At 54.4% G+C, this 19,312-nt stretch carries 22 protein-coding genes and 5 tRNA genes; 10 read left to right on the forward strand and 17 right to left on the reverse strand.

Annotation, left to right across the window (positions count from 1 at the left end):
- Positions 1-6: 6 nt before the first annotated feature.
- Positions 7-89: transfer RNA gene (locus tag BN3795_RS22805), tRNA-Leu, on the reverse strand.
- Positions 90-157: 68 nt separating this feature from the next.
- Positions 158-475 (reverse strand): helix-turn-helix domain-containing protein, encoded by a 318-nt coding sequence (locus tag BN3795_RS22810; RefSeq protein ID WP_068787040.1) that lies wholly within the window; start codon positions 473-475, stop codon positions 158-160.
- Positions 476-756: 281 nt separating this feature from the next.
- Between BN3795_RS22810 and BN3795_RS22815 the strand changes: the two genes are divergently transcribed.
- Positions 757-1,389 carry a PAS domain-containing protein gene (locus tag BN3795_RS22815; RefSeq protein ID WP_068786970.1) on the forward strand — a complete coding sequence of 211 codons (633 nt, stop codon included), beginning with the start codon at positions 757-759 and terminating at the stop codon, positions 1,387-1,389.
- A 12-nt stretch (positions 1,390-1,401) separates the two neighbouring features.
- Here BN3795_RS22815 and BN3795_RS22820 read toward each other — a convergent pair whose 3' ends face one another.
- The gene (locus BN3795_RS22820) at positions 1,402-2,151 is read right to left on the reverse strand and encodes an AzlC family ABC transporter permease (RefSeq protein ID WP_068786971.1); all 750 of its coding nucleotides are present in this window, start codon (positions 2,149-2,151) and stop codon (positions 1,402-1,404) included.
- A 39-nt stretch (positions 2,152-2,190) separates the two neighbouring features.
- Complete coding sequence (locus tag BN3795_RS22825; protein ID WP_232730018.1) at positions 2,191-2,511, reverse strand: AzlD domain-containing protein; 321 nt, start codon at positions 2,509-2,511, stop codon at positions 2,191-2,193.
- Between the two features lie 96 nt (positions 2,512-2,607).
- Between BN3795_RS22825 and BN3795_RS22830 the strand changes: the two genes are divergently transcribed.
- Positions 2,608-3,459 carry a Cof-type HAD-IIB family hydrolase gene (locus BN3795_RS22830; RefSeq protein WP_068786973.1) on the forward strand — a complete coding sequence of 284 codons (852 nt, stop codon included), beginning with the start codon at positions 2,608-2,610 and terminating at the stop codon, positions 3,457-3,459.
- A gap of 64 nt (positions 3,460-3,523) precedes the next feature.
- Here the strand turns inward: BN3795_RS22830 and BN3795_RS22835 are convergent.
- Positions 3,524-3,606 (reverse strand) — tRNA-Leu (locus BN3795_RS22835).
- Positions 3,607-3,623: 17 nt separating this feature from the next.
- Positions 3,624-3,698, reverse strand: a tRNA-Glu gene (locus BN3795_RS22840).
- Positions 3,699-3,855: 157 nt separating this feature from the next.
- Between BN3795_RS22840 and BN3795_RS25745 the strand changes: the two genes are divergently transcribed.
- Positions 3,856-4,023 (forward strand): hypothetical protein, encoded by a 168-nt coding sequence (locus BN3795_RS25745; RefSeq protein ID WP_198524810.1) that lies wholly within the window; start codon positions 3,856-3,858, stop codon positions 4,021-4,023.
- Here the strand turns inward: BN3795_RS25745 and BN3795_RS26295 are convergent.
- The 4 genes from BN3795_RS26295 to BN3795_RS22855 form a co-directional block, all read right to left on the reverse strand.
- Entirely contained in the window at positions 3,978-4,220 is a 243-nt protein-coding gene (locus BN3795_RS26295) for a beta/alpha barrel domain-containing protein (RefSeq protein WP_232730019.1), read from the reverse strand. The genes BN3795_RS25745 and BN3795_RS26295 overlap by 46 nt on opposite strands.
- Before the next feature lie 133 nt (positions 4,221-4,353).
- A complete protein-coding gene (locus BN3795_RS22845) occupies positions 4,354-4,860 on the reverse strand; it encodes a hypothetical protein (protein WP_068787041.1) in 507 nt (168 codons plus the stop codon).
- Positions 4,861-4,985: 125 nt separating this feature from the next.
- Positions 4,986-5,074, reverse strand: a tRNA-Ser gene (locus BN3795_RS22850).
- A 10-nt stretch (positions 5,075-5,084) separates the two neighbouring features.
- Positions 5,085-5,160, reverse strand: a tRNA-Asn gene (locus BN3795_RS22855).
- A 240-nt stretch (positions 5,161-5,400) separates the two neighbouring features.
- Here BN3795_RS22855 and BN3795_RS22860 point away from each other — a divergent pair.
- Together BN3795_RS22860 and BN3795_RS22865 are read left to right on the forward strand one after the other, a co-directional pair.
- Positions 5,401-6,672 (forward strand): MFS transporter, encoded by a 1,272-nt coding sequence (locus BN3795_RS22860; RefSeq protein WP_068786974.1) that lies wholly within the window; start codon positions 5,401-5,403, stop codon positions 6,670-6,672.
- A gap of 118 nt (positions 6,673-6,790) precedes the next feature.
- Complete coding sequence (locus BN3795_RS22865; RefSeq protein ID WP_232730020.1) at positions 6,791-7,348, forward strand: winged helix-turn-helix domain-containing protein; 558 nt, start codon at positions 6,791-6,793, stop codon at positions 7,346-7,348.
- Between the two features lie 240 nt (positions 7,349-7,588).
- Here BN3795_RS22865 and BN3795_RS22870 read toward each other — a convergent pair whose 3' ends face one another.
- Complete coding sequence (locus tag BN3795_RS22870; protein WP_068786976.1) at positions 7,589-8,059, reverse strand: SprT family protein; 471 nt, start codon at positions 8,057-8,059, stop codon at positions 7,589-7,591.
- A gap of 120 nt (positions 8,060-8,179) precedes the next feature.
- On the opposite strand from BN3795_RS22870, the gene BN3795_RS22875 reads away from it, so the two are divergent.
- Together BN3795_RS22875 and cmpA are read left to right on the forward strand one after the other, a co-directional pair.
- Positions 8,180-8,530, forward strand: coding sequence for a hydrolase/acyltransferase (locus BN3795_RS22875; RefSeq protein ID WP_068786977.1), 351 nt, complete (start codon positions 8,180-8,182; stop codon positions 8,528-8,530).
- Between the two features lie 1,017 nt (positions 8,531-9,547).
- Complete coding sequence (gene cmpA / locus BN3795_RS25360; RefSeq protein WP_110945328.1) at positions 9,548-9,688, forward strand: cortex morphogenetic protein CmpA; 141 nt, start codon at positions 9,548-9,550, stop codon at positions 9,686-9,688.
- Positions 9,689-9,954: 266 nt separating this feature from the next.
- Here cmpA and BN3795_RS22880 read toward each other — a convergent pair whose 3' ends face one another.
- Together BN3795_RS22880 and BN3795_RS22885 are read right to left on the reverse strand one after the other, a co-directional pair.
- On the reverse strand, positions 9,955-12,189 hold the full coding sequence (locus BN3795_RS22880) for a Tex family protein (RefSeq protein WP_068786978.1): 2,235 nt from the start codon (positions 12,187-12,189) through the stop codon (positions 9,955-9,957).
- A gap of 148 nt (positions 12,190-12,337) precedes the next feature.
- Positions 12,338-12,685, reverse strand: coding sequence for a DUF4190 domain-containing protein (locus BN3795_RS22885; RefSeq protein WP_068786979.1), 348 nt, complete (start codon positions 12,683-12,685; stop codon positions 12,338-12,340).
- Between the two features lie 236 nt (positions 12,686-12,921).
- Between BN3795_RS22885 and BN3795_RS22890 the strand changes: the two genes are divergently transcribed.
- The 3 genes from BN3795_RS22890 to BN3795_RS22900 are packed head-to-tail and all read left to right on the forward strand — an operon-like array spanning position 12,922 to position 16,153.
- A complete protein-coding gene (locus BN3795_RS22890) occupies positions 12,922-14,283 on the forward strand; it encodes an efflux RND transporter periplasmic adaptor subunit (protein ID WP_068786980.1) in 1,362 nt (453 codons plus the stop codon).
- Entirely contained in the window at positions 14,283-14,984 is a 702-nt protein-coding gene (locus BN3795_RS22895) for an ABC transporter ATP-binding protein (protein ID WP_068786981.1), read from the forward strand. The genes BN3795_RS22890 and BN3795_RS22895 overlap by 1 nt, the downstream gene beginning before the upstream one ends.
- Positions 14,981-16,153, forward strand: a complete 1,173-nt coding sequence (locus BN3795_RS22900) for an ABC transporter permease (protein WP_068786982.1) — start codon at positions 14,981-14,983, stop codon at positions 16,151-16,153. Before BN3795_RS22895 ends, BN3795_RS22900 begins: the two co-directional genes overlap by 4 nt.
- A 398-nt stretch (positions 16,154-16,551) precedes the next feature.
- Here BN3795_RS22900 and BN3795_RS22905 read toward each other — a convergent pair whose 3' ends face one another.
- From BN3795_RS22905 to alr, 4 genes are all read right to left on the reverse strand, one after another.
- The gene (locus tag BN3795_RS22905; RefSeq protein WP_068786983.1) at positions 16,552-16,839 is read right to left on the reverse strand and encodes a hypothetical protein; all 288 of its coding nucleotides are present in this window, start codon (positions 16,837-16,839) and stop codon (positions 16,552-16,554) included.
- 177 nt (positions 16,840-17,016) lie between these two features.
- Positions 17,017-17,367, reverse strand: a complete 351-nt coding sequence (locus BN3795_RS22910) for a type II toxin-antitoxin system PemK/MazF family toxin (protein WP_009226461.1) — start codon at positions 17,365-17,367, stop codon at positions 17,017-17,019.
- Between the two features lie 3 nt (positions 17,368-17,370).
- Positions 17,371-17,652, reverse strand: a complete 282-nt coding sequence (locus BN3795_RS22915; protein ID WP_018750966.1) for a CopG family ribbon-helix-helix protein — start codon at positions 17,650-17,652, stop codon at positions 17,371-17,373.
- 247 nt (positions 17,653-17,899) lie between these two features.
- Positions 17,900-19,081, reverse strand: coding sequence for an alanine racemase (gene alr / locus BN3795_RS22920; protein ID WP_068786984.1), 1,182 nt, complete (start codon positions 19,079-19,081; stop codon positions 17,900-17,902).
- Positions 19,082-19,312 lie beyond the last annotated feature (231 nt).

The following is a 19,312-nucleotide window of genomic DNA, read 5'->3' on the forward strand; positions in this document are numbered from 1 at the left end:
TTAGGATGCGGTCGAGAGGACTCGAACCTCCACGGGCGTACGCCCACTACCCCCTCAAGATAGCGTGTCTGCCATTCCACCACGACCGCGATTGTAAAACAGCGTTCAAACGAACATGGATTATTATATCTTTGCGGTCATGAAAAGTAAAGTGGAATTATTTGTCCCTTCTGCCCGTCTTCAGCCTCCGATAGCGGATAAACTCTATGTATTCCCGAACGAAAGCCCGCTCGGACTCGGAAAGCGAGCTTACAAATGAGCCCCAGTCTTTCTCGGTGGAGACGTAATCCGCTCGTTGATCCTGCACGAATCCGGGCTGTTTCTCTCTCCCAGTCATCAACCAATCCAGGCTGACATCAAAAAAAGCGGCGATTTCAATTAACTTATTCGTGCTCGGCGTGGATTTGCCACGCTTCCAGTCCCCCAGGTTTCCGGTGCTGATCCCCAATTCGAGGCAAAACGCCTTTTTCGTCATTCCGGCATTCTTGATCAGCAGTTCAATACGCTCGTAGATCGACAACTTTTCTCCAACCTTCCTCAAAAACTATAATGACGCATTTAAGTAATTTGGCCATTGTGTAGTGACGTATATACGTATATAATAGAATGAAATACTGCGATACTGTATCATGCGTATTTTGGTTTAAAGAAAGGCCCTTGCCTGTGTAAAAGTACGCCTATATCTTAACACAGGGCCGGCAAGTACTTAATAGGTCGGAAAGACTGCCCTTATTTCATGACAGGAGCGCACCCGCTGTGAATGAGAATCCCCATTGGAAGGACCCCTTCCATTCTTTGAATCAAAGCGTGGCGATTTTAGACCCGAACGGGACGATCGTCTCCGTCAATCGGACCTGGATAACCCGGGCCGCGATTTTGGGCGTTGCTCCTTGTTGGGAGCACCCCGGATTTAATGTCTTTCATTTTTTTCAGCATGAGCCGCATCGCTTTACCTATTTTAACGTTCACCAGCTGCTGGAGCAATTTTCGCGGATCTTAAGCGGTGACCTCAAGATCTTCGAGTTTGAATTTAAGAGTCCAAGCCGCGATGAAGAGCTCTGGTTTCTCGCTGAAATCACCCCTTATGCCGAAGAGCCCTCCGCCCCGCCCCAAGGCATCGTGATCACCTGCACCGACATCACCCGGCTGAAACGACAGCAAATGCAAATGCAGCATGATTTGGCCCATATTCGCACGCTCCGGGGGCTGCTGCCGATTTGTGCGGTGTGCAAGAAAATTAAGGACGAAAGCGAGGTATGGAGCACGATCGAAGCTTACCTGATCAAGCATACCCATGCGGAGTTCACGCACGACATTTGTCCCGATTGCATTAGGGCCCTGTATCCCAAATACTCTTCAATTCTGGACCTGCCGCCTGAGCCGGAATAATCCAGGCAGGGGTTAGTGCAATGTTCTGTCGGCATGGTTCCGGGCAGAATCCTTACGGCGGGAACGCTGCCGGCTGATCTGCTGCCCTAACGTAGCGCCGGCCAAACCTCCGGCGATCAGGCCAACCCCGCCAAGCTCCAGCATCCCTGCCAGCGTAGCCAGTACCGCCCCGCAGCCTGCGGCGGCCATAAACGGCAGCGAACGTTCTCCGCCAGCAAGCAAAGCGATGAACAGCGCCGGCAACGCAAAGGTAAGCACCTCGGCCTGCTCCGCCGTGACGAAGTTGCCAAGCCCCGTGCCTGCTGCGGTTCCGGCAATCCAGGAACCGTAAATAGCCAAGGCGAAGGTTATATAATAGGAAGGCAGCAGTCTCTCCCCTTGTGCCGCCCGGCTTGAAGTCACCGCAAACCCTTCATCCGTAAGACCTATGGCCGCGAGCCATTTCCGGGACTCCCGCCAATCGGCCAAATATGGCCCCAGGGTTGCGCCATACAGAACATGACGCATGTTTAACAACAGCAATGTCGTGACTATCGTAACGGGAGCAGCGGCCGAAGCCAACATCCCAAGCAGCATAAACTGAGCTCCCCCCGAGAAGATCCACACCGAGCTGAACACCGCCAGTCCCCCAGGCAATCCGCCCGCCGAAGCAAGCACGCCGTAAGTCATGGATAATGGAAAATAAGCCAACATGATCGGGAGCGCATCCCGCAGAGCCATCTGTATTTCTTCCCTTCGATTCGACCGATCCACCCGGTTCATAAGTGCGCTATCCCCCTCTTGATTTGTCGCTTGTGCCCTCTACCCTAACCAGGCATGGAAGCCGGCATAGAACACCACGCCCGCAGCTACGGATAACAGAAGCCGCCGCGACCACCAAGCGAGGATCATCGTTGGAATGGCGGCAAACAGCATGGAATTATCCTCCAGCGGAATCCAATTCCCGTCTTCGAGCAGCAGCAGCGGTCCGATCAGCGCGCCGAGCACGGCAGGAGATACGTAGGACAGCCATTCTTTCGTCGTCTCGGACCATCGGACCCGGCTCCCTAAAACTAAGGAACCCGCCCGTAATAAATAAGTTCCTGCTCCAATCAGAATAATAATCCAAAGCGGGGTTGCCACGTCTTGATCTCTCCTTGACCTGAAATGCATTTCATACTCTATACTCAAAAAAAACAGACAACACCCATCAAACGATGGGCTAGGAGGAAACTATCCATGAAACTGATTGCCGTGGATCTGGACGGGACGCTGCTCACAGCGGACAGTCGTCCGAGTTCTCAAGGCTTGGACGCCATTTCGCATGCCGTAAGTAAAGGTCATATCGTCTCACTCTGTACCGGGCGGGCGAGCTTTGACGCCAGACATTTAACCGGAGAACTGTCCGTCCCGATCATCGCTTCCAATGGAGCGGAAGTATTCGACCGGGAAGGACAGCTGTTGCAGGAGACGCCAATCGACCCTGACACAGCCGCAGAAGCCATTCGTTATCTCTTGAAACATCACGTATATTTCGAAATCTTTTGCCCCGAAGCCATTTATTCCCCCTCCGACGGTGAGCAGAAGCTGCGGGCTGAGATGGATATTCTGGTCAGCGCCAATCCGGACACGGATCGGGAACGGCTTTGGGAGAGCGCCAAGATCCAATTCGTCCAATTTGGCTTCCGGGGAATCGATCACCCGCTGCAGCTGATCGAGCAAGGCCGTCCTGTATATAAACTCTTGGTCTGCACGTTCAACGAGGAGAAGCTGAACGAAATCACATTGCATTTCAACAACCAGCCGCAGGTGCACACCACTTCCTCCGCCAACCATATCGTGGAGATCATCGCGAAGGCAACCGATAAAGGAAATGCCTTGCGATTCCTGGCAGGCCACTTGGGCGTCGACATGTCCGATACCGTCGTCATCGGGGACAGCTATAATGACATCTCGATGTTTCAAGTGGCAGGAACCAAAATCGCCATGGGCAATGCCGTGGACGAGATCAAACAACTGGCGACGGCAACCACCCGTACCAATAACGATCACGGAGTTGCTTACGCGATTCGCCATTTGCTCGAAATCTGACTGAGGCAACCTCAGGGCAAGAAGAAAGAACCTTGCTAAACGCAAGGTTCTTTCCTTTCTGGGATGCGGTAGAGAGGACTCGAACCTCCACGGGCATACGCCCACTACCCCCTCAAGATAGCGTGTCTGCCATTCCACCACTACCGCATATTCAGTTAAATAAATGGTGACCCGTAGGGGATTCGAACCCCTGTTACCTCCGTGAAAGGGAGGTGTCTTAACCCCTTGACCAACGGGCCACAACATCAACGTCGCCTTGAGGCAGCGACAAAATTGAGTATAGCAAAAAGCGAAGCGCCTTGCAACCCTGAATTTTAGACTATGTTGTTCTTCTGTGATAATGTCACCCTATAACTGTTCTGAGATAATGTCACTATGGGACAGGAGACAGTGATAATGAACAGAGCGGAATTGAAGAAGGTTGTCGTGGTGGAGAAAATCATTAGCGGACATATGACGGACGAATGCGGAAGGGCAGTGACACTGGCTCACCGCAATCGCGAAGCAGATCCGCTAGCTCAAGCAGGAAATGAAAAAAGCGAGTCCTGCGTCGCCACGCCGTAAAAATTGGAGATAGGAAACGCTTTGACAAAAGACGCTCCCAACTCCAGCGCTTGCACCATTTCCGTGACGGTCGCGCAGCCTGGCGCAAACGGAATTCGGTATCTGTTGCACATGGTGGCAACCTCTTTGCTCAGATTGGGCGCGATCACAAACCTTGTGCCGGCCAGTATGGCCAGCCTCGCCGTTTCGCCGTCCAATACGGTGCCCGCGCACTCATCAGCAGCCGGCCTGCGAATCTCTCATAAAAGGCCTGTATGACTTCTCCGGCGTTGGGGAGTGTGTAGCGGATATCAAACATCCACGCCGCCCCCGCCAATCCGATTCATGCTGCTATTCCGCATCATCTGGAGCGTACTTCCCTTTCCAATTTTCGGACCATTCTTTAAAAGTAAGTCCGGTTATTTCCTCCAATGTTTTGCCGTCCCATGAATAAACGCTGCCTGTCAAATCCTCGAGATCCGGAAACGAATATCCGCCAATCACGCCTCCATCGGCAAGCATGACATAAACATTTGTTTTGGCTTTATACGTTTGCTCCAAAGGATGATTTGATACGGTAAATCCGTATATAGTTATCTCTTTGCCAAAATATTCGTCAGGTTCCGTAGTTTGAACCCCCCAACTTTGTTGATACGGTATTGTTCCGGTGCCTCCGTAAAGTTTGCTTTTGTCCAAAATGTACTTATGAACTTCACCCATGCGAGAAGTTACTTTATAACCTTGTTGTTCCACAAATTGCTCGGCTGTTTTTTCGTCACCATGAACCCCCGCGCCGCATCCAACAAGTATTAAAAATAGGAGTCCAACTATTGCTGTAATAGGAACAGATCTTTTCATTTCAACTTCTCCCTCAGAACGAATGTGAATTGACTTATATCTGATTAACGTGAACTTTGGAGAAGTTGTTGCAAAAAGAACCTCCCGGATGACCGGGAGGTTCTTCCTATCGATGTAATTCAAAACGGAGAGAGAGGGATTCGAACCCTCGCACCGCTTACGCAGTCTAACCCCTTAGCAGAGGGTCCCCTTATAGCCACTTGGGTATCTCTCCAAAAATGAAATGGCTCCCCGAACAGGACTCGAACCTGTGACAACTCGATTAACAGTCGAGTGCTCTACCGACTGAGCTATCGGGGAACGAAAATTAACGAGAACACCATTTAATTTATCACGCTTCCGCGGCGAAGTCAAGATTCGAAGCGCTTCCGAAGCGCTGCCTTCTTTCCCCAACCCGCTCTGGGGCAGAACCCCCCCGTTGGCATCCATAAGGACAAGCCACCCCAAAAAAGAATTGCATTCCGTTCGAAAAAAGATTATAAAATAAACATATCGTTAAAATAATTTTAACGTATAAATTTATTTTAAGGATAGGTGCCTATGAGCCAAGAAGTACGGGTTAAAAGTCAACCCTTTACCGGGTTTAGAGAATTGGCGATGTATAAATCGTTTATGTACCTATTGCTGGCGCGCGTCATTTCCCGCTTCGGGGATTCCGTGGATTCCATCGCCTACAGCTGGATGGTTTACATGCTCACCGGCTCCAAACTGATGATGGGCACCTTGTTTGCACTCAATTTTATTCCGAATCTTGCCTTTAGCTTTTTCGCCGGAACCCTGGTGGATCGCTGGTCCAAGAAGCATGTTGCGGCGCTCACCTATCTGGGGCGCGGCCTGATCGTCTGCTTCACGGCTTTTCTCTATTGGCAAGGCTGGCTGCTTCCCTGGCATCTATATGTACTGACGCTGCTCACCTCCACGCTGGAATGCTTCGCTTCTCCGGCTGAGTTGGCCCTGGTTCCTCAGTTGCTGCCCAAGGATCAATTGCTCAGCGGCAATTCCTTCAGCACCTCCGCTTCGCGGGCAGCCGAATTAGCGGGCATGGCGGCAGTCGGCGGCATCATCGCAGCCTTCGGTATCTCCACGGCCATTTTGATCGATGGATTAACTTTCACGCTTGCCGCTGGTTTCATCATGCTCATCCGGGGAACCGATCCGGCTGCACCTGCCTCCCCTCCCAACTCCGCCCGAGACAGCACCCGCTTTTTTCAAGACCTCAAGGAAGGGTTTCGATATCTCAAATCCAATCGACTGCTCATTACCATGGTCATCGCTGCGGCTTTTGTAAACTTCTGCTTGTCGCCGTTTAACGTGCTGAATACCGTCTATGTCGATGAAATCCTGCATTCGGGACCTACCGGCTTAAGCCTCATGGGGATGAGCCTGGTCTGCGGTACGATTGTCAGCGGATTATGGATTGGAAGAAGAGGCGCAGCTTATAAAAAAAGCACGCTCATCCTGACCGGTTACCTGCTGCTTGGTGCGAATTATGCGTTGATGTACTTGCCTGCGATCATACCGATTCAACCGCTTGGCCTGGCCACGCTGTTCTGTTTTGGCATCGGGTTGTCTGTTTCATTATGCAGCACGCCTTCCACTACCTATCTCATGGAAACTGTACCGAAGGAGCTGCTTGGCCGTGTCGGAGCGTTATACGGGATGGTCTGTACCTCCGCTATACCGGCGGGGAGCGCTCTGGCCGGAATCCTGGGGGAATGGGTGCAGGTCCAACTGCTGTATGTGGGCTTTGGGCTCCTTCTGCTGATTCCCGTCTTGTTGCTGCTCAAGCAGCGAAGCTTTATGGAAATCTGATCTCGCTATCGAGTTTACTTCATGCTTCATGCGTCATGCTTTGCGCATTTTCCAGGCCCAAGCTATACTTAAATCAATGATAATCAACTTCTGATGTTCGGGTAGGGGGCTTGCAGGGGTGAGTAACGCGATGGAATTGAAAACGCTGGAGGACATTCGGATCTACTCCGACCCGTATCGCCTTCAAATCCTGGATACATTCAAGCAATTGAATCATCCGGCGACGATGAAGGAAGTAGCGGATACGATGGGAGAGGTTCCGGCCAAGGTCTATTATCATGCCAAAAAGCTGGAGAGCATCGGTCTCCTGCAGCTCGCGGACACGAAGGTGATTAACGGGATTACCGCGAAGTATTATAAGCCCTTTGACGGCGCTATCCATATTAAGAAGAGCTATTTCGACGATTCGCTCAAGCAGGTCGCCTTGACGGAAACCGAGAAGCTGCTCAGCAATTTATATGACGAAAGCAAGAAACGGTTTTTGAAATCCTCTCGCTCCGAATCGTCTTCCGGGCAATTGAGCAGCGACCACGTGTATCTGACCCCGCAGGAAGCTGAAGAATTTCAGGAGTGGGTCACGGCTTTTCTCAAAAACCACCAGACCCGAACGTCCGAGGACAGCAAGCCGTACGAGATTTTTGTCACCCTGTCGAAAAGCAGCGAAACCGAGGATTGAAAATAAAAAAGAACCATCGTCTCCGTAAATGGAAGCGTGGTTCTTATATTTTTGCCGCTGGAGTTGTTCCTGCTTCGTTTTCGTCTTGCGGGTTCGCAAGTCCTGAAAGGCAAATGGGCTGCGGCTGAGTTCCGGGCTGCGTTTTCCTTCGCGGATGAGTTTTTGCCGCTGTTTTTTGGCTTGTGATTGGGCCATCTTCAAATCACTCCTTATGGGGTTTGAGTCAAGTATAGCACATCCTTAGCCTTCGGATAACGCATATAATCGAAGTCGACCGGCGCATTTGCCGCAGCGGTACCGGTTCGGGTCGACGCGGCGTTTCCGCAAGTACTCCATTCCGCAATCCGCGCATACCAGCTTGTAGCGGTGCGGCAAGGTTTTTCGCTGCTGACTTCCGGGCAAAGCATGGCAGTAGCGGCTCCCGCCGACTTTTTGGAGCAAGGCCTTAAAGTCAGCATCGCGATGCTGATACCCTCGTCCCGCCAGATGCAGGTGGTAATGGCACAATTCGTGCTTGATGATGCGCTCGACTTCCTCCTCCCCATAAGCCGCGAGCTGCGCGGGATTAATTTCGATATGATGGGTTTTCATAAAATAGCGTCCCCCGGTGGTTCTTAATCTGTTGTTAAACCGGGCTTGGTGCCGGAAAGGCACGCCGAAGGAACGCAGCGAAATTTGCTCGATCCAGGCTTGCAACTGCTCATCCGTCATCGTCCTCTCCCCTTCCTGCTGTCTCGCACACGGAATATCTGCTAGATTCATTACTTGAATTTTAACTTCTCCTTACGCTACACTGTCAAGTAGGATGGATAGAAAAGGAGAATCGCAAGCATGTCCCTAATGAGATACGTTATTTTACAGCAAGGCTCGAATCTGGTTTTCGTAGAAATGCCCCGCGACTATGCCTATCAACTCAGCGCCTTAAACCTGCGGCTGAACAAGGAAATCGACAAACTGACGGCTGCTGAAATTCCGTCCCTGCCGCGTGCAATTGCCGAATGCGACCAGCTCGATCTCCTCCAAGAATCGCTGAAGATCACAAGCGGTCTGGATTATATCAACGGACTGGAGTCTGCCTTTTCCGCAATCCGCGAGGAGAACTACCCCCTGATTTCGCTGCTCACCGAAATCCGCGCCCTCCAGGCTCAGCTGGAGCAGTGGTACGAGGAAGAAGGGGCGTAACTTCTAGGGGTGGAAAATAAAGCCGGCCAACTAGCTCCTCTCCGCAAGAGAGGCTGGTCGGGCCGGCTTTTTAGCTGGCCGGGCCCGCCCTGGCACCGCTCCGGCAAGGCCGGGTTGGCAGGGCCGGGTTCCCGTCCAATGGGGCCCGGTCCGCGTCGCTCTCCGCAAGTCCGTGTCCACTCCCCTTGTTCGCGTCGCTCTGCGCAAGTCCGTGTCCGCTTCTCTTGGTCGCGCCGCTCTAACGGAACGTACGGCCCTTATTCGCTCATTTCCCGGGGATTTCCCGCGCTAACGGAACGTAACGCCTCTATTTGCCGGTTTCGGCAGCCATTTCCCGGCTTCGGCCGCAAATAAGGTCTCCTCGTTCCGTTAGAATCGGATCATCCCCCAGGTCGGGCAAATAACGTCCCTAGGTTCCGTTAGAATGGCGGGAGCTGCGGCGGTGGGCCAATGTGTTGCAAACGCAACGAAATATTCCGTGTCCTTGGGAACGAAATGAACCGAGACTCAAACGGACAACGAGACGGGAACATCTGGGCAAGAGTCAAGCACGAGTCAGGCAAAAGCAAAGCAGAGTAAGGCAGAACCAGCAAAAGCCAGGCAAGTCCGGGCTAGAGCTAGGCAATAACCAGGCAGAGCCAGCCTAGAGCCAGGCAGAACCAGCTAGAGCCAGGCTAGAACTAGGCAGAGCCAGGCACAGCCAGACAGAGCCAGGCTAGAGCTAGGCAGAACCAGCTAGAGCCAGGCTAGAGCAAGACAAAGCCGGGCTAGAGCTAGGCTAGAGCCAGGCAGAGCCAGGCAGAGCCAGGCAGAGCCAGGCAAAGCCAGACAGAGCTAGGCAAAGCTAGGCAAAGCCAGGCAGAACCAGCAAGAGCTAGACAAGGGCCAGGCTAGAACCCGGCATCGGAGTAACGGATCGCCGGAATTTTCGGCTTCGAATTCGGGAGGACTTGCACGGAATGGGGGAATGCCCCATACCCTAACCATACCAATGGGTTACCGGAGGAGGGGATACGCTTGCCGAATTGGCTCAGCAATCAGATCATGCGTGCCTTTAACAAGAGAGACCGTCGTCAGATTCGTCTGCTCAATGATTGTTGGTTCTTCTACTATAGCCGCCGAACTACTCATACGGACAACACCAACTCGATGCAATAGCAGTTGCTCATAAACCCAAGGGGCGGCCCCGCAGCAGCACTTGCGCCTGCTTGGAACAGCCCCGAATTTCCACCTTTTGCGAGGGTCAAATATCCCCCATTCCATTAATCACTGCCGATGACCATCGCATAAAACTGCTCGTTCTGGACCACGAGTAGGCCCAGGGCGTCTGAAAGAAACAGGGATGACCCTCCCCAAGACGCAAGAAAAAGAGCCGTAACCGCGGGATATTCCGCAGCTTACGGCTCTTTTTTATCCCGGCCGCCTTACTGGGCCTTGACCTCAGCCGGACCTCGCATCGTCAAGCCAACCCGGCCTTTCTTGATGTCCACGTTCAGCACCCAGACGGTGACGTTGTCGCCGACGGAGACGACGTCCATCGGATGCTTCACGTACCCGTTGCTTAGCTGGGAGATGTGCACAAGTCCGTCGTTTTTGATCCCGATGTCGACAAAAGCGCCAAAGTCGATCACATTCCGCACGGTCCCTTGCAGCTCCATGCCTGGCACAAGATCCTCGATCTTCAGCACATCGGTGCGGAAGATCGGCAGCGGCAGCTCCTCGCGCGGGTCGCGTCCCGGGCGCTGCAAGCTTTCGAGAATATCGCGCAGCGTCGGAACGCCAACTTCCAGGCGCGGTGCCAGCTCGCTAGGCTCCAGCGCAGCTAGCTTCTCGTTCAGCTCCTTGGAACCAAGCTGATTCAGAGATACGCCGAGCTCGGTGAACAGTCGATTCACCACATCGTAAGACTCGGGGTGGATCGGCGTCTTGTCGAGCGGGTGCTCGCCTCCGTCGATCCGTAGGAAGCCGACGCATTGCTCGAACGTTTTGGCGCCAAGCCGCGGTACCTTCTGCAACTGCTTGCGGCTCTTAAAGCGCCCGTTCTCCTCGCGGAACTTGACGATGTTCTTCGCCGTCGTTGCATTCACGCCGGATACATAGGACAAGAGCGCCGGCGAAGCGGTGTTCACGTCCACGCCGACGTGGTTCACGGCCGATTCCACGACGTTCTTCAAGCTCTCGTCGAGATGCTTCTGGGACACGTCGTGCTGATATTGCCCGACGCCAATCGCCTTCGGCTCGATCTTGACCAGCTCCGCCAGCGGGTCCTGCAATCGCCGGGCGATGGACACCGCACTTCGCTCCGCGACGTCCAGATCCGGGAACTCCTCCTGCGCCAGCTTGGAAGCGGAATACACACTCGCGCCCGCCTCGTTGACGATCAGGTACGCCAGCTCGCGGTCTTTGCCCTTGCGTTCCGCGATGACCTCGGCAACGAACTGCTCCGTCTCCCGCGAAGCGGTACCGTTGCCGATGACGATCAGCTCGACGCTGTATTTGTCGATCAGCTCGTGGAACTTGGCCGCCGCTTCCCGCTTCTTGTTGTTCGGCGGCGTCGGATAAGTGACCGCCACCTCCAACAGCTTGCCGGTGTCGTCGACAACGGCGAGCTTGCAGCCGGTCCGGTAAGCCGGATCGACGCCAAGCACGTTCTTGCCGCGAACCGGCGGCTGCAGCAGCAAGCTGCGCAAATTGCCGGCGAAAATCGATATCGCCTGCGCTTCCGCTTTCTCCGTCAGCTCGCCGCGCACCTCCCGCTCGATCGACGGGGCGATCAGGCGTTTATAAGCGTCCTCGATCACCGCGCGCAGCACGTCTTCCGTCGCGGAACGTCCGCGAATGACCTGGCCGGCGATGTAACGGCAAATCGCTTCGGCGTCCACCTCGAGCGACACCTTCAACACGTTCTCCCGCTCGCCGCGGTTCATGGCGAGGATGCGGTGGGACGGCATTTTTTTCGCCGCTTCCCGGTAGTCGTAATACATCTCGTAGACGGATTCCTCTTCCGGCGTCTTCGCCTCGGACACCATCAGCCCGTGATCCATCGTATATTTGCGGACCCAGGCACGGGTGGCGGCTTCATCCGCAACCTGCTCGGCAACGATATCCATCGCCCCTTGCAGGGCCTCCTCGGCCGTTTCCACGCCGTCCTCGATCCCGGCCGCCGCCGTGAACTTCGCCGCTTCCGACAGCGGCTCTCCCTGCTTCGGCTGTGACAACAACCATTCCGCCAACGGCTCCAGTCCCTTCTCCTTGGCCACGCTCGCCCGGGTTTTCCGTTTCTGCCGGTAAGGCCGGTACAGGTCCTCCACTTCCTGCAGCTTCACCGCCTTGGCAATCGCGGCCGCCAGCTCGTCCGTCAGCTTGCCTTGCTCCTCGATGATCCGCACAACTTCCCGCTTCCGCTCTTCCAGATTGCGGAGATATTGCGTCCGCTCCTCGATGCTGCGAAGCTGGTTCTCGTCCAATTCCCCGGTCATTTCCTTCCGATATCGAGCGATAAACGGAATCGTGTTGCCTTCATCCAGCAGCCCGATCGTCGTCCGCACCTGCTTCAGAGCTAGCCCCAGCTCCTTGGCGATTTGAGCGATGATTCGTTCTTGCTCCCCCGCGTCGGCTCCCCCTTGTACCGCTGTTCCGTTCGTCTCCGTTTGCGCCATGGCAGAATCCCTCTTTCATTCAAAAATTGCGATTGTTTCTATTATCACAAACTTTTCGCGCCTTTTCCAGCTTGTCCAAACCGATACGCGCCAGAAAAAATGAAGAAACACCGCGCCCAAGGCCGCGGTGCTTCGTTCTCAGCTTAGTTTAAAAGGTGCTGTACGTTGAATCCCATGTAGCAAACATCAAAAGCGCAATAATGGCGAGCACGATAATAATACCGTACAGCGCCGTGCCGATGATGCCGCAAACGAGGCCGGCAACGCCGAGACCCTTGCCCTGCTCGCCCGTGCGTTTGATCTCTTTGAACGACAAGCTGGAGAACACGATCGCAACGATCCCCAGAATAAAGCCCACATAAGGAATCACGATTGATAAAATACCGAGCACCAGCGATGCGATCGATTTCCCGTTCGTCTTCGGCGGAGCCGCTGGCGGCGGGTATTGACCGAAAGTCGAATAGGAATAAGGTGTTTCAGACGGACGTTGATCCATGAAAAAGAAGTCCTCCCCAGAAAATGTTACATCTATTGTACTTGATCATACCCGATGATGCCATGAAATCTTTTACCGCCCGCTCGTTCCCGACCCGAATTCATTCAGAAAACTTTCAGCTGTGCTTCAGGTTGGCCTCATCTTCATCCTATAGAATAGGCCTGACTTGTTTAGCGGGCAAGTGCCGTACAAGCCCCAACGCATGCAGGCGAAATACATAAGCTGGAGGGATTCGATTGAACAAAAAGTGGTTGTGGATCGGGGCCGGAGGCGTGGTTGTCGTTGCCATCGCCCTCGTTTGGATCCTGACGATTCCGAACAAACCGAAGCAAGCTTCGGCGCCTGTTCTGAATACAACGCGGGTCAGCAAGGGCGACATCACCGTCAGCGTCTCCGGCTCGGGCTCCATCGTCTCAACGGAGAGCGAAAGCGTCCGTACGAAAGACGAGGGCAAAGTCAGTAAGGTCCATGTAAAGACGGGCGACGTTGTAAAAAAAGGCCAAGTCCTGCTTACTTTTGAAGGGACGGACATCACCGATAACCTCAAAGCGCAGCAATCCTCATTGGAATCGCAAAAATGGGATCTCACGGATCTGCAGGAGCAGTTCAAGCGGCAGGTGCAGGAAGGGGCTGACGAGCAAACGCTTAATGCGACGAAAAAATCAATCGCCAAGCAGGAGCTTGCCATCAGCAACACCGAGGCGGAGATCGCCAAGCTGCAAGAGGACAGAATTCCTCCCGATCCGTTAACGGCGCCAATTGACGGAACGGTTACCGCCGTGAACATCACGGCCGGCGAACAGGCCAAAGGCGGTACTGAGCTGTTCGTCATTAACGATTATCAGAAGCTGAGCGCGAAAATCCAGGTTGACGAACTGGATATCCCCAGCATCGAGGAAGGCATGAAAGCGACCGTGCAGGTCGACGCTCTGCCGGACCAGACCTTGGAAGGCGTCGTTTCCGACATCGCCGACGAAGGCGCGGCTTCAGGCGGCGTGTCGTTGTTCGACGTCACGATCGCGCTGAACGATTCCGCGGGCGTTCGGGTAGGCATGTCGGCGGAGGCGACGATCATCTCCGAAGAGAAGCAGGCGGTCCTGACCTTGCCGATCGAGGCGGTTCAGCAGCGGGGCGGCCGGTACTTCGTCCTGCTGCCGGGTGCAGGAACCGACGACGCAGACGCCGCGGGCGGGGCGGCCAACTTAGAGGCGGACGCTGCGAGCCGTCCGGGCACGGGCAGCGCCGGGGCGAGCGAGGCGCCTAGCGCAAGCGGCGGCGGGGCGGCTGGAGCAGCCAGCAGCACAATAGGCCGCATGCAAGCCGTGGAGGTCGGCGTGCATAACGAGACGCTGATCGAAATCGTCAGCGGGTTAACTGAAGGCCAGGAGGTTGTAATCCCGACCGTCATCAGCACGAACTCGGGCTCTGCGGCCCAGCAGCAGACGAGATTGCAGGGTGGATTCGACGGTGTCGAGTTTGGCGGCGGGGATGCCGGGTTTGGCAACGGCGGCGCCGGCTTCGGCGGGAGATCGGCACCCGGCGGAGGCGGCGCTGCCCCGACCGGCACCGGCAGATTCGGCGGCGGAGGTGGCAGATAATGTCCACGGCTACCGCCCCATTAATTGACGTGCAGAACCTCGGCCACGGCTACCGCATGGCCGGGGAGATGATGACCGTGCTTCGCGACATCAGCTTTCGGGTCGAGCATGGCGAATTCGTCGCCATCATCGGGCCGTCCGGCTCCGGCAAATCGACGCTGATGAATATGCTGGGCTGTCTGGATGTGGCGAACGAAGGGCTCTATCTGCTCGACGGCCAGGACGTTCGCAAGCTGTCCGACAACAAGCTGGCTGCGATCCGCAATGAGAAGATCGGGTTTATTTTTCAGCAGTTTAATCTGCTGCCCAAATTAACCGCCTACGAAAATGTCGAACTCCCGCTCATTTATCGCGGTGTCTCGCACAAGGAGCGGAAGAGGTCAGTCGAGGAGTCGCTCCGCTTGGTTGGCCTGGTCGACCGGATGCACCATCGCCCATCCGAATTGTCGGGCGGGCAGCAGCAACGCGTCGCAATCGCCCGGGCGATCGCCGGCGCGCCGCCGATGCTGCTCGCGGATGAACCAACCGGCGCCCTCGACAGCAGAACCGGCGTAGAGGTGATGGAGCAGATGAAGGAGCTGAACGCGCTGGGCCACACGATCATCCTCATCACCCATGATCTGTCCCTCGCCGAGCAGGCCAAACGGGTCATTCGCATTCAGGACGGACGGATCGTCGAAGATCGGGGGAACCCGGTATGAACCTGCTGCAGAGCACCAAAATGGCCTGGAAGAGCATCGCCGGCGCGAAAATCCGCTCTTTTCTCACGATGCTTGGCATTATTATCGGCGTCTCCTCTGTCATTACGCTCGTCTCGGTCGGGCAAGGCACCACGTCGCAAATCACCGACCAGCTCGAAGGGCTGGGGACCGACCTGCTTACGGTGAATATCATGGGCCGGGGCAGCGCAACCTCACTTTCTTTCGAGGAAGCGATGGCTCTCGGAGAAATCGAGGGAGTGAAGGCCGTGTCCCCTGTGATCAACGGCTCCGTGACCGCCAAGAAGGGCACGACCAACGACAGCCTTACTGTAGAAGGCATCGCGCCTTCGTACGAGGAGGTCCAGGACTTCCACGTCCAAGCCGGCCGATATATCATCGACATGGACAACGAATTCCGCATGAAGGTCGCGCTTATCGGCACCGAAGCGGCCGGTACCTTTTTTGGCACAGAGAACCCGGTCGGACAGACGATTCAGTTGAACGGCAGCAGCTTCAAAATCGTGGGTTTGCTGGAGTCCAAAGGCTCGAGCCTGACCGCCTCCAACGACAATAAGCTGCTGATCCCGATCGCTACGGCAGAGCGCTTCCTGCAAAGCCGCGGCGTGCGAACGATTACGGTACAAGTGGAGGACACGTCGCAGATCGAATCGGTCAAAACCTTGCTGGAAGCTGCCTTGGACAAAAAGTTCCAGAACGCCGACAACGCCTACAGTATCTTTAACTCGCAAGAAATGCTGGATACGTTAAATTCGACCACCCAGATGCTGTCGCTCGCGCTTGGCGGCATTGCCGGCATTTCGCTGCTCGTTGGCGGGATCGGAATCATGAACATCATGCTGGTCTCCGTCAGCGAACGGACCCGCGAGATCGGCGTACGCAAAGCGATCGGTGCAAAGAAACGCGATATCCTAATGCAATTTATGGTGGAATCGACGGCGCTCAGCGGTTTCGGCGGTTTGATCGGCATCGGATTGGGCTACGGAGCCAGCGCATTAATCGGCCGCTACTCGGCGCTGACGACGACCGTTTCGTTCCCGATCGTTCTGATCGCCTTCGGCTTCTCGCTGTTTATCGGCGTCGTCTTCGGGATGATTCCGGCCAACAAAGCGGCGAAGCTCCGCCCGATTTACGCGCTGCGGACCGATTAAGCCGTTCAAGACAACAAATGTGTTCGAAAAATCGAATAGAATTCACCCCATTCCCCGATTCCGGCGAGATCTATATGAAATTTCATACACAATGTCCCCTACGGGCGCCGGAATCGAATTTTCTATATGAAAAATCGAATAGAATCCACCATTACGCCCGTTATCAACATTATTTTATATGAAAAATCGAGTATATTCCGCCGCCCTCCATCAAACCGCACCTCACCCAAGCCCGTATCACGCCATACCAAGCCACACGCGCCTCACCAAACCGCATCCCCCACACCATCCCACCACACCATGCGGTGCGAGCCTCCCCCAACTCCTCCGCTAAAATGAAAAGTGCAAGCCGCCAGGGACCTCCCTTGCGCTTGCACTTTCCACTTTACTCCCAATGCTTAGTTCACGCCGTAAACCGATGCCATGCAATCGACGAACATCCGGTTGTATTCCTGCCGGGTCAAATCCCGGTTGCACTGAATATCGCGTCCCAGGAACTGGTACCAGGTGATCTCGACCTGATCCTTTTTGTACAGGAACCGGCCGTTCGTCAGTGAAAATTTGTCGTTCTCAAAAGGCACAACGTTTTCGTAATCCAGCTTGCTGCCTTGCTGCTCTGCCACGAACGTCGCCAGCAAAATCAACATTTTGAAGGGATCGTCATAGATTTCATATTGAGCGCTCAAACGGCAACCTCTCCTTCTCTCCATGATTACTCCTATCGTACTCGATTTGCCCGCGTTCGATGTAGCAAAATCATAAGATCCTATTATCAAAATTATCGGCAAAACAAACAACGCCCCGGAGCAAAGTCCGGAGCGCTTACCATCAGGCTGAACACGCATGAATTCGTTTAGGAATTCTCAAAAATCAATCAAACCGAGACTGATGAGCAGCGAATCGTTCACTTTCTTCATCGTCTCCTCGTCCAAATGCGTAATTTTATCCGTTAATCTTTGTTTGTCGATCGTTCGAATTTGCTCCAGCAAGATGACGGAATCTCTGTCAAATCCGTGGGTAGCCGCGTCAATCTCAACGTGGGTTGGCAACTTCGCCTTTTGGATTTGCGCCGTAATAGCGGCAACAATGGCCGTTGGGCTGAATCGATTTCCGATATCATTCTGGATGATAAGCACCGGTCTGACCCCGCCCTGCTCGGAACCTACCACAGGGGAGAGGTCTGCAAAAAAAACGTCGCCGCGCTTTACGATCAATGTTTACACCCCGCTTACTAGGCGGTCCAGAGTGATGTCTGCATCTTCTTCCGCGTGGAACGCTTCGGAGGCCATGGACAAATTGATTTTGGCCATCTCCATATAGCCGCGCTGCATCGATTCCCGGATGAATCGTTTCTTCCGCTCGTTCAGATACAGCTTCATGGCCTGCCTGATCAACTCGCTGCGGTTGGAATTCTCCATCGCCACGATTCCATCGACTTCCTGCAAAAGATGATCCGGCAAACTGATCATGATTCTTTTGGTGTTGTGCATATTGGCCATTTTAAAACTTCCACCCCCAAAACCTACTCGACCCTGTTTCCTGATATCAGTATAGCATTATTCAAGGAAATTTATACAAAAGAAATATATGCCGATAGTATATCAAGTATGCTGCATATCATTATAAACAAAAATGACAGTGCCGTACATATCTGATCATTTCCATCTTTAGTATTCGATAGACCCGGCATAAATTCCTTCCCTCAGGGTAAAGTTTTTGTTGAATTTTGTCTGCCGCACCATTCTGTCACAGCAGCGGGTTGAGCAGGAAGTCCGGTTCTCCCTTCCGTCTATAGACTCGGGGGACCCGATGGGCCAGCATGCAGATCAACTCGTAATGGATCGTTCCCATGGCGGATGCCAGCTCCCCGGCGGTCACTTCCTCGCCGGCTTGCCGACCGATGAGCACAACCTCTTCGCCGGCTTGAATTTCTTCGGCTTCCTCAGCCAAAGCTTGAAGCGATACCATACATTGGTCCATACAAATCACGCCTGCTACAGGAACGCGGCGGCCGCGTATCAGTACTTGTGCTTTGCCGTTCAGGAGACGCGAATACCCGTCGGCATACCCGATCGGCAGAGTCGCGATGCGCTCCTCCTGCCGGGTGACGTATTTCGCGCCGTAGCTGACGGCGGAATGAGGCGGCAGCGTCTTGACCCGTACCGTTTCGGTCTTCAAGGAGAGAACCGGGGTGAGCCGCACTTGATCGCGGCGGACCTCGTCGGACGGATACAAGCCGTACAAAGCGATGCCGATGCGAACCATTTGTACGGACAGTTCCGGCATATCGATGGCGATTGCGCTGTTCCCTGTATGTATGATCGGGATGCGAATTTCTTGCTCCCGCAGCGCGTCCACCACGCCCTGAAACCGGCGGAATTGTTCCAATGTATAGCTTTTGTCTTCCTCGTCCGCTGTGGCATAGTGGGTGAACAAGCCTTCCACTTCCACCTGCGGCGCTTGCGTGGCCTTGCGTATGAAGGCGACCGCCTCTTCTCCGGGCAGCAGTCCGACGCGACCCATGCCGGAATCGATTTTGATATGGACTTTCAGCTTATGCGGGAATTCGCCGGGATTCAAGGCTTCGATCGCCTCCAGCACTTCCATGCTGAATACGTTCAAGGTAATCTCCTGTTCCCACGCGGTGCGAACCCCGTGGGGCGGCGTATACCCGAGCACCAGAATCGGCAGCCGGATGCCGGCTCTCCGGAGCTCCAGCGCTTCATCCAGGAACGCAACGCTGAGGTAATCCGCGCCGATCCGTTCCAATTCCTTCGCTACAGGCACAGCGCCGTGCCCATAAGCATTAGCTTTTACACATGCCAGCATTTTCATGTCCGCCGGTTGTCTTCTCCGCAATTCCTCGAAATTGCTGCGCAGTGCGTCCAAATCAATTTCCGCACGGGTAGGTCGATACATTCCTTGCACTTTCGGGTCACCTTCTCCAAAGATTGAGAGTTCAAATATCTGAGCAATAATCTAATGGTAATGTTCATGGATGCGACTGTCAATTCTGCAAAAGAACCCAATTGCCGAGAAGGCCCGTACTCCTGTTTCAACCTCCATATAGAATAAAGAGGCGAATCGTCGGGCCCGTCGGGAGAACACTCCCGCCGGCANGGGGCCGTCGGGAGAAGCCTCCCGCCGGCACTGCCGCAA

The organism is Paenibacillus phocaeensis (assembly GCF_900021165.1).
GTDB lineage: Bacteria > Bacillota > Bacilli > Paenibacillales > Paenibacillaceae > Fontibacillus > Fontibacillus phocaensis.